This is a genomic window from Pseudomonas sp. GM25 (genome assembly GCF_000282255.1).
Lineage (GTDB): Bacteria > Pseudomonadota > Gammaproteobacteria > Pseudomonadales > Pseudomonadaceae > Aquipseudomonas > Aquipseudomonas aphyarum.
The window spans coordinates 141,865-150,202 of the sequence record NZ_AKJQ01000003.1; the positions used below are offsets into that span (position 1 = coordinate 141,865).

Here is an 8,338-nt window from a genome sequence, read left to right on the forward strand (position 1 = left end):
CTCACAAGGCAGAAGTCATGCAACATAGCCTGAGCCTCGACAATACAAGGCGCAAGACGCATGCTTTGCACTTGATACCTGCATGGAACGCCATGTCATGAATGCACCGGATCTGAACCTGTTGATCACCCTCGACGTGTTGCTGAGCGAAGGCAGCGTCGCCCGCGCCGCCGAACGCCTGCGTTTGAGCCCTTCAGCCATGAGCCGCGCGCTGGCCCGGCTGCGGGAAACCACCGGCGATCCGCTGCTGGTGCGCGCCGGCCGAGGACTGGTGCCGACCCCGCGTGCGCTGGAGCTGCGCGACCGGGTCAGTTACCTGGTGCAGGAAGCCGAAGCGGTTTTGCGCCCGGCAGAAGTGCTCGATCCCGGCCAGTTGCGGCGCACCTTCACCCTGCGCAACACCGACGGTTTTGTCGAAACCTTCGCCGCCGCCCTGCTCGCCCGCATCGCCGAAGAGGCGCCCGGCGTGCGCCTGCGCTTCGTGCAGAAGGCCGACAAGGACAGCACGCTGCTGCGCGTAGGCCGGGTGGATCTGGAAACCGGCGTGGTCGACGACAGCACCGATCCGACGCTGCACAGCCGCATTCTGTTCCGCGATCAGTGGATTGGTGTGGTACGTGAGGGACATCCGCTGAGCAGCGGCAAGGTCAGCGCCAAACGCTTTGCCGCAGGCCAGCACATTCTGGTGTCACGACGCGGGCGCAGCAGCGGCCCGGTGGACGAAGCGCTGCTTGCCTTCGGCCTGACGCGGGACATCGTCACTTCGTTCGGTGGATTTTCGGCAGCGCTGACACTGGTCCGTGAGTCGGACCTGATCGCCACCGTCCCGGAGCGTCACACCAGCAAACTGCGAACGGGTTTGCACAGCTTCGCCCTGCCATTCCGGATGCCGGACATCAGCGTGTCGATGCTTTGGCACCCGCGCATGGACGCCGACCCGGCGCATCGCTGGCTGCGCAATTGTGTGCGGGAGGTCTGCGCCTAACGCGCGTCCCCGCCTGCGGGTTTGTAGAACAGGAATTTCTTGGTCTCGGCGGTTTTCCTGTATTCCTTGGCCCAGCTCGGATGAACGTTGCGGTCGTGGAAATACAGCGCGCCGTGGGTGCGATCTGTGAGCTGACGGTTCAGCGCCTTGCCGGCGATTTCCTTGGCCAGCGCATATTCGGCATCTTCCTTGACCTGATCCGGACGCCCGTCGCACCACCAGGAAAACTGGCAGCTCTTGCTTTCCGAGCCCTGCTTGACCACCTCGCAGACGGTGCCTGGAAAGCCGTCATGCCCGAGGCGATTCATCACCACACTGGCCACGCCTTCCATGTCGGCGTTGTCCTTGCCCTTGGCTTCCCAATAGATACTGCGTGCCAGACAGGTGATCGGATCGTCCAGCGGTGCAGCGCCGGCGGGGTCGACCGCCTGTGCTTCGGTCGGCGTGATGGCTTCGGATTTGGGTGCCGGAGGCGCGTCGGGTTTGTCGGCGGCCTTCTCTTCCAGAACCTCGGCTTTCGCTTCGGCCTTTTCCTTGATCGGAGCCTGATCGGTGGCCAGTGCCGCGCCGCTCAGCAGGGTCAACGCAAGACAGCAAAGCAACCCGTTCAATCGCATGATCATTCTTCCGGCAGAGCCCGATGCGGGCGAAGTGTTACGTGGTTGAGACGCCCGGTTTCCGGGGTCTTCGCAGAGTGTAGACGGCAAATTGCACGGAATCGTTCGGCAGAAAAATCCGCGTCGTGAAGAAAAAGACATTGCACGAACCGGGGCCCTTTCGCGCATGATGTGCGCACTCAGCCCAAGGGAGATTTCCATGCGCTTCATGCCATCCGTTCTGCGACTCGCCGCGTTGTCCGTGGGCCTGGCGCTGGCCACTTCGGCCATGGCCACCGACGAGTCGCAATTGATCGAATCGATCAACAGCTACCGCAGCCAGCCGCAGCGTTGTGGCAGCCAGGCGTCCAGCGAATTGCCGCCGCTGTCGGCCGATCCGCGCCTGATTCTGCCGGCCAGCGGCGTGGTGGATTTGCAGCAGGCGATGTCCAGCGCCCGCTACCCGATGGTCAATGTGCAGGCGATTACCCTGAACGGGCCACGGGATGCGGCGTCGGCGATGAAGGCGATTCAGGAGAGTTTCTGTCAGGTGGTGCTGGATCCGCAGTTCGTCGATATCGGCGTGAGTCGCGCTGATCGTGACTGGCGCATCACGCTGGCGCGGCCACTGCTGTCCGCCCGTCTCGGCGACGGTCAGGCTGAAGGCCAGAAACTCCTTGAACAACTCAACGCCGCCCGCGCCCAACCGCGCCAATGCGGCGGTCAGGCATTCGCAGCGACTGCGCCGCTGGCGTGGAACGCAGTGCTCGGCGGCGTTGCCCAGGAACACAGCCGCGAGATGGCCAACAACAATTATTTCGACCACAAGGACCGCGACGGCCGTACCCCCGGCGACCGCGCCGAACTGGCCGGCTACAGCGGCCAGCAGGTCGGCGAGAACATCGCCGCCGGGCAGGACACGGTGCAGAAAGTCGTCGCCGGCTGGCTCGCCAGCCCCGGCCATTGCGCCAACCTGATGAACCCGCAGTACCGTGAGCTGGGCGCGGCCTATGCAGTCGATCCGAAGAGCAGCGCCGGCATTTACTGGACGGCGATGTTTGGCGGGGAATAAACCTCAAGGCAGTTCATCCCCCGAGGGGAGGAAATAAACCGCAGGCAATAAAAAACCGGAGCCAGGCTCCGGTTTTTTTTGTGGTCAATGCGTCCTCATCCCCGCCGCATACATCGCCAGTTTCAGCAGACTCGCTACTACCGCCAGCGAGACCACGCTGCCAAACCAGATCAGCAACAGCCACCCCAGACGCTTGTACCAGGGGCTGGATTTCACCTCACGCGAATCAATGGTAGCCATCGCCAATCCTCACTTTGCCGCGGAACACGTAGTAGCTCCAGAAGGTGTACATCAGGATCACCGGCAGGATGAACAGCGCGCCGATCAGGGCGAACAACTGGCTGGTGGCCGGTGATGCCGCCGCCCACAGGCTGACCGACGGCGGGATGATGTTCGGCCAGATGCTCAGCGCCAGGCCGATGTAACCGAGGAACATCAACACCAGGGTAAACACGAACGGCCAGTGGGTGTGGCGCTGACGCAGCGAACGCAACAGCCCGAACAGCGCCAGCACCGCCAACACCACCAGCCCGGCGAACACGGTCAGGTGCGCATGGTTGAACCAGCGGCCGGCCAGTTCCGGGTGCAGTTGCAGCGTCCACGCGCCGATCACCACCACCATCGCCAGCAGCAACCACGCCAGCGGACGGCTGTAGTGACGCATCCGCGACTCCAGCATGCCTTCGGTCTTGACCAGCAGCCAGGTGCTGCCAAGCAAGGCATAAGCAATCACCAGACCGACACCGCAAACCAGCGGGAACGGCGCCAGCCAGTCGAGACCACCACCGGCAAACTGCCGATCCACCACCGGAATCCCCGCCACATACGCGCCAATCACCACGCCCTGGGAGAACGTCGCCAGGAGCGAACCGCCGATGAACGCCCAGTCCCACAGATGGCGTTTTTCAGCCGGCGCCTTGAAGCGAAACTCGAACGCCACACCGCGGAAAATCAAACCCGCGAGCATGAAGATCAGCGGCAGATACAGCGCCTCCAGAATCACCCCATAAGCCAGCGGAAACGCGCCGTACAACGCCGCACCACCGAGCACCAGCCAGGTTTCGTTGCCGTCCCAGACCGGCGCAACGGTGTTCATCATCACGTCGCGTTCCTGCTCGTCGCTGATCATCGGGAAGAGGATCCCGAGGCCCAGATCGAAGCCGTCCATGATCACGTACATCATCACCCCGAAGGCAATGATCACACCCCAGATCAACGAGAGATCGATACCTTGAATACCCATGACTCAACGCTCCTTTATCAGTGGATCCGGGTCGCGGATTCGAGGTTGTCGGTGACCGCCGAAAGTGGTCGGCGCGGGGTCTGTACCTGAGTGCCTTCGGGCGGATGTTCGTGGTGCGGCTGCGGGCCCTTGCTCACCAGTTTCATCATGTAGCCGATGCCCACGGTGAACACCGAGCAGTAGATGACAACGAACAGCGCCAGCGAGGTGCTCATCTGCGCCACCGAGTGATGGGACGCCGCGTCATGGGTGCGCATCAGGCCATATACCACCCACGGCTGCCGCCCGACTTCCGTGGTGATCCAACCCGCCAGCAGCGCGATCAGACCGCTCGGCCCCATCAGCAGCACCAAACGCTGGAAGCCGCGATGACGGTAGACCTTGCCGTTGCGCCGCAACGCCAGACCCAGCACACCGACCAGAATCATCAACATGCCGAGCCCGGCCATGACGCGGAAGCTCCAGAAAATCACGGTCGAGTTCGGCCGGTCTTCTTTCGGAAAGCTCTTGAGCGCCGGGATCTGCTTGTCGAGGCTGTGGGTGAGGATCAGGCTGCCGAGGTACGGAATCTCGATCGCGTATTTGGTCTTCTCCGCCTGCATGTCCGGAATGCCGAACAGCACCAGCGGGGTCGGCCCGTTGTCGGCGTTTTCCCAGTGGCCTTCGATGGCGGCGATTTTCGCCGGTTGATGCTCCAGGGTGTTCAAGCCATGGGCGTCACCGACCACCGCTTGAATCGGCGCAACGATCAGCGCCATCCACAGCGCCATGGAAAACATCTTGCGCACCGCTTTGCTGTCGTTGCCGCGCAGTAAATGCCAGGCTGCCGAAGCGCCGACGAAGAACGCCGTGGCAACGAATGCGGCAATCGCCATGTGCGCCAGTCGGAACGGAAACGACGGGTTGAACACAATCGCCAGCCAGTCCAGCGGCATCACTCGACCGTCAACGATTTCGAAGCCTTGCGGGGTCTGCATCCAGCTGTTGGAGGCAAGAATCCAGAAGGTCGAAATCAACGTACCGATGGCGACCATCACTGTGGCAAAGAAGTGCAAGCCACGGCCGACGCGGTTCCAGCCGAACAGCATCACCCCGAGGAACCCGGCCTCGAGGAAGAACGCGGTCAGCACTTCATAGGTCAGCAACGGCCCGGTGACGCTGCCGGCGAAGTCGGAGAATCCGCTCCAATTGGTGCCGAACTGGTACGCCATGACCAGCCCCGACACCACGCCCATGCCGAAGTTGACGGCGAAGATCTTCGACCAGAAATGGTAGAGATCGCGGTAAGTGTCGTTACGGGTTTTCAGCCACAGGCCTTCGAGTACCGCAAGGAAACTCGCGAGCCCAATGGTGATCGCCGGGAAAATGATGTGGAACGAAACCGTGAACGCGAATTGAATTCGCGCCAGGTCCAGTGCCTCCAGGTTGAACATGATGATGTCCTCATCAAGGCTGAAAAGCGGCAGCACACGGCCGGGCCACCGCCAGGCGCGAACGCCTGCAGCCAGTCAAATTGCAAAAGGGTTGGATCGCGTGGGTCGGCTACGCCACCGACGACGGGATCAGGTTGCTCGCCTCGGCCGCTTCGAGGCGGATCGCCACGAATTTCGAGGTCGGCGTGTAGGTGCGGTCACCGTAACTTTCCAGCGGCACCAGCGGATTGGTCTCCGGATAGTACGCGGCAGCTTGCCCGGCCGGAATGTCGTAGGCGATCAGGGTGAAACCGCTGACCCGACGCTCGCGCTCGTCGCCCCACAGCGCCACCAGATCGACCTTCTGCCCCGGTTCGAAACCAAGCCGGCGGATATCCTGCTCGTTGGCGAATACCACGTCGCGCATGCCGTAAACCCCGCGATAACGGTCGTCGAGGCCGTACAGCGTGGTGTTGTACTGATCGTGGGAACGCATGGTTTGCAGGATCAGATGCGGTTTGACCGGCAGGTTGCGCACGCCTTCGCTGATCAGATGCTCCGGCAGCACGCACGGGGTGAACTGGGCCTTGCCGGATTCGGTTTTCCAGACCCGGTCCGAGGCGTTGTTGCCGAGGTGGAAACCACCTGGGATCAGCAGCTTCTCGTTGAAATTCTCGAAGCCCGGAATCACGTCGGCGATCAGGTTGCGGATGCGTCCGTAGTCGCCCACCGCCCATTCCCAGTCGATCGGGTGTTTGCCCAAGGTCGCAGCGGCGATCCCGGCGATGATCGCGGGCTCGGATTTCAGGTGCGCCGACTTCGGTTTCAGTTGGCCAAACGACAAGTGCACCATGCTGAAAGTGTCTTCCACGGTCACGCCTTGCGGGCCTTCAGCCTGGACATCGATGTCGGTACGACCGAGGCACGGCAGGATCAGTGCGTCACGCCCGGTTACCAGATGACTGCGGTTGAGCTTGGTGGAAATGTGCACGCTCAGGTCGAGTTTGCGCATCGCGGCGTGGGTTCGCGGGGTGTCCGGCGTGGCCTGGGCGAAGTTGCCGCCCAGACCGATAAACACCTTGGCTTCGCCACGTTCCATGGCGCCAATCGCCATCACCGTGTTGTGGCCGTGCATGCGCGGCACCTTGAAGTTGAAGCGCTTTTCCAGGGCGTCCATCAGCTCGCTCGGGGCCAGTTCATTGATGCCCATGGTGCGGTCGCCCTGCACGTTACTGTGACCGCGCACCGGCGACAGCCCGGCCCCCGGACGGCCGACGTTGCCGCGCAACAGTTGCAGGTTGATGACTTCTTGCAGGGTCGGCACCGAGTGCACGTGTTGGGTCAGGCCCATGGCCCAGCACATGATCACGCTCTTGGCCCGGGCATACATGCGCGCGGCCAGTTCGATGTCATGCAGCGGCACGCCGGACTGCTCGACGATGTGCTCCCAGCTCGTGGCATCGACTTCGGCCAGATAGCTGTCGAGACCCGACGTATGCTCGGCAATGAACGCGTGATCGAACACCGGTTCGCCGCCGATGGCCTGGGCTTCGCGCTCCCACTCCAGCAGGAACTTGGCCATGCCGCGGATCATCGCCATGTCGCCGCCCAGTGCCGGACGGAAGTACGCGGTGTTAGTCGCTTCCCAGCCGTTGCTGAGCATCTCGATCGGGTTTTGCGGGTTCTGGAAACGCTCCAGCCCACGCTCCTTGAGCGGGTTGATGCACACCACTTGAGCGCCGCGCTTCACCGCTTCACGCAGCGGTTCGAGCATGCGCGGGTGGTTGGTGCCGGGGTTCTGGCCGATCACGAAAATCGCGTCGGCATGGTGCAGGTCCTCATAGACCACCGTGCCTTTGCCGACACCCAGGCTCTCGCCCATGCTCACCGCACTGGCTTCGTGGCACATGTTCGAGCAGTCCGGGAAGTTGTTGGTGCCGTAGGCACGGACAAACAACTGATAGAGAAACGCCGCTTCGTTGCTGGCGCGACCCGAGGTGTAGAACTCGGCCTCGTGGGGCGATTTCAAGCCTTTGAGGTGTTTGGCGATCAGCGCGAAGGCGTCGTCCCAGGTGGTTTCGACATAGCGGTCGACCCGCGCGTCGTAGCGCATCGGATGGGTGATCCGGCCCTGGTATTCGAGCCAGTAATCGCTTTGCTCGGCCAGGGTCGAGACCGTGTACTTGTTGAAGAACGCCGGATCGACCAGGCGGCCGGTGGCTTCCCAGTTCACCGCTTTGGCGCCGTTCTCGCAGAACTTCAGCATGCTCGCGCCGGGTGCTTCACCCCAGGCGCAACCGGGGCAGTCGAAGCCGCCGTTCTGGTTGGTCTTGAGCATGGCGCGGATGTTTTTCAGGGCGTTTTCACTGCCCAGCCAGTTCTTGGTGAGGCTGATCACAGCGCCCCAACCCGCAGCGGCGCCCTTGTAGGGTTTGTAACGGTCGACTTGTGACATGGGACTTCTCCATGACGATGCACACAGGCAAAAACCTGATCGGGTTTAAACAGCGACGACTGACTTTCAAGTTAAAAAAGCGGTCGTTTCGTTTGACGGGGCCAAGGATAGGAACCGCTGCAAAAACTTGTCTAATCGCTATTAATGACTGCGTTATCGAAAGCATCTATCACGGCGTTAAACCCTTTAAATACGGGCACTTGCAAAACTAAGAAGCGATAAATCCGGAATAATTATTTCATCATCGACAGCATCAATCGGCCGGTCATTAAGAGTGATTGGACGCTGTCTCAAGTTGCTCATAACCTGCGCCGACCCAATCCCTTCAATAGCGGATTTCACCCAAGCGAGGCTGTCATGTCAGAGCGCGTCTTGATCGATGGTTACAACCGCCGCGTCGACTACCTGCGCATGTCGGTCACCGACCGCTGCGACTTCCGTTGCGTGTATTGCATGGCCGAAGACATGCAGTTTTTGCCGCGCCAACGGGTGCTGACGCTGGAGGAGATCTATCAACTGGCACAGAGCTTCGTCGCGCTGGGCACCCGCAAGATTCGCCTGACCGGCGGCGAGCC

At 61.8% G+C, this 8,338-nt stretch carries 8 protein-coding genes; 3 read left to right on the forward strand and 5 right to left on the reverse strand.

The window, feature by feature from the left end:
* Window positions 1-97: 97 nt before the first annotated feature.
* Entirely contained in the window at window positions 98-985 is an 888-nt protein-coding gene (locus PMI24_RS00960) for a LysR family transcriptional regulator (protein ID WP_007950584.1), read from the forward strand.
* On the opposite strand, the gene PMI24_RS00965 is transcribed toward PMI24_RS00960, so the two are convergent.
* Entirely contained in the window at window positions 982-1,602 is a 621-nt protein-coding gene (locus tag PMI24_RS00965) for a cell wall hydrolase (protein WP_007950585.1), read from the reverse strand. The two genes, PMI24_RS00960 and PMI24_RS00965, sit on opposite strands and share 4 nt — an antisense overlap.
* A gap of 199 nt (window positions 1,603-1,801) precedes the next feature.
* Here PMI24_RS00965 and PMI24_RS00970 point away from each other — a divergent pair, with 199 nt between their 5' ends.
* Window positions 1,802-2,653 (forward strand): CAP domain-containing protein, encoded by an 852-nt coding sequence (locus PMI24_RS00970; protein WP_007950586.1) that lies wholly within the window; start codon window positions 1,802-1,804, stop codon window positions 2,651-2,653.
* An 84-nt stretch (window positions 2,654-2,737) separates the two neighbouring features.
* Here PMI24_RS00970 and PMI24_RS28640 read toward each other — a convergent pair whose 3' ends face one another.
* From PMI24_RS28640 to PMI24_RS00985, 4 genes are all read right to left on the reverse strand, one after another.
* A complete protein-coding gene (locus PMI24_RS28640) occupies window positions 2,738-2,893 on the reverse strand; it encodes a DUF2474 domain-containing protein (RefSeq protein WP_007950587.1) in 156 nt (51 codons plus the stop codon).
* Window positions 2,880-3,896, reverse strand: coding sequence for a cytochrome d ubiquinol oxidase subunit II (gene cydB, locus PMI24_RS00975; RefSeq protein ID WP_007950588.1), 1,017 nt, complete (start codon window positions 3,894-3,896; stop codon window positions 2,880-2,882). The genes PMI24_RS28640 and cydB overlap by 14 nt, the downstream gene beginning before the upstream one ends.
* 17 nt (window positions 3,897-3,913) lie before the next feature.
* Window positions 3,914-5,329 carry a cytochrome ubiquinol oxidase subunit I gene (locus tag PMI24_RS00980; protein ID WP_007950589.1) on the reverse strand — a complete coding sequence of 472 codons (1,416 nt, stop codon included), beginning with the start codon at window positions 5,327-5,329 and terminating at the stop codon, window positions 3,914-3,916.
* Between the two features lie 109 nt (window positions 5,330-5,438).
* Window positions 5,439-7,763, reverse strand: a complete 2,325-nt coding sequence (locus tag PMI24_RS00985; protein ID WP_007950590.1) for an FdhF/YdeP family oxidoreductase — start codon at window positions 7,761-7,763, stop codon at window positions 5,439-5,441.
* 357 nt (window positions 7,764-8,120) lie between these two features.
* On the opposite strand from PMI24_RS00985, the gene PMI24_RS00990 reads away from it, so the two are divergent.
* Window positions 8,121-8,338: radical SAM protein (locus PMI24_RS00990; protein WP_007950591.1), on the forward strand; the 218-nt coding region annotated here is incomplete at its 3' end.

Bases quoted from the DNA above. Each gene is read 5' to 3' on its own strand.
- PMI24_RS00985 (WP_007950590.1), bottom strand. From the start codon at position 7,763: ATGTCACAAGTCGACCGTTACAAACCCTACAAGGGCGCCGCTGCGGGT.
- PMI24_RS00970 (WP_007950586.1), top strand. From the start codon at position 1,802: ATGCGCTTCATGCCATCCGTTCTGCGACTCGCCGCGTTGTCCGTGGGC.
- cydB (WP_007950588.1), bottom strand. From the start codon at position 3,896: ATGGGTATTCAAGGTATCGATCTCTCGTTGATCTGGGGTGTGATCATT.
- PMI24_RS28640 (WP_007950587.1), bottom strand. From the start codon at position 2,893: ATGGCTACCATTGATTCGCGTGAGGTGAAATCCAGCCCCTGGTACAAG.
- PMI24_RS00980 (WP_007950589.1), bottom strand. From the start codon at position 5,329: ATGTTCAACCTGGAGGCACTGGACCTGGCGCGAATTCAATTCGCGTTC.
- PMI24_RS00960 (WP_007950584.1), top strand. From the start codon at position 98: ATGAATGCACCGGATCTGAACCTGTTGATCACCCTCGACGTGTTGCTG.
- PMI24_RS00965 (WP_007950585.1), bottom strand. From the start codon at position 1,602: ATGCGATTGAACGGGTTGCTTTGCTGTCTTGCGTTGACCCTGCTGAGC.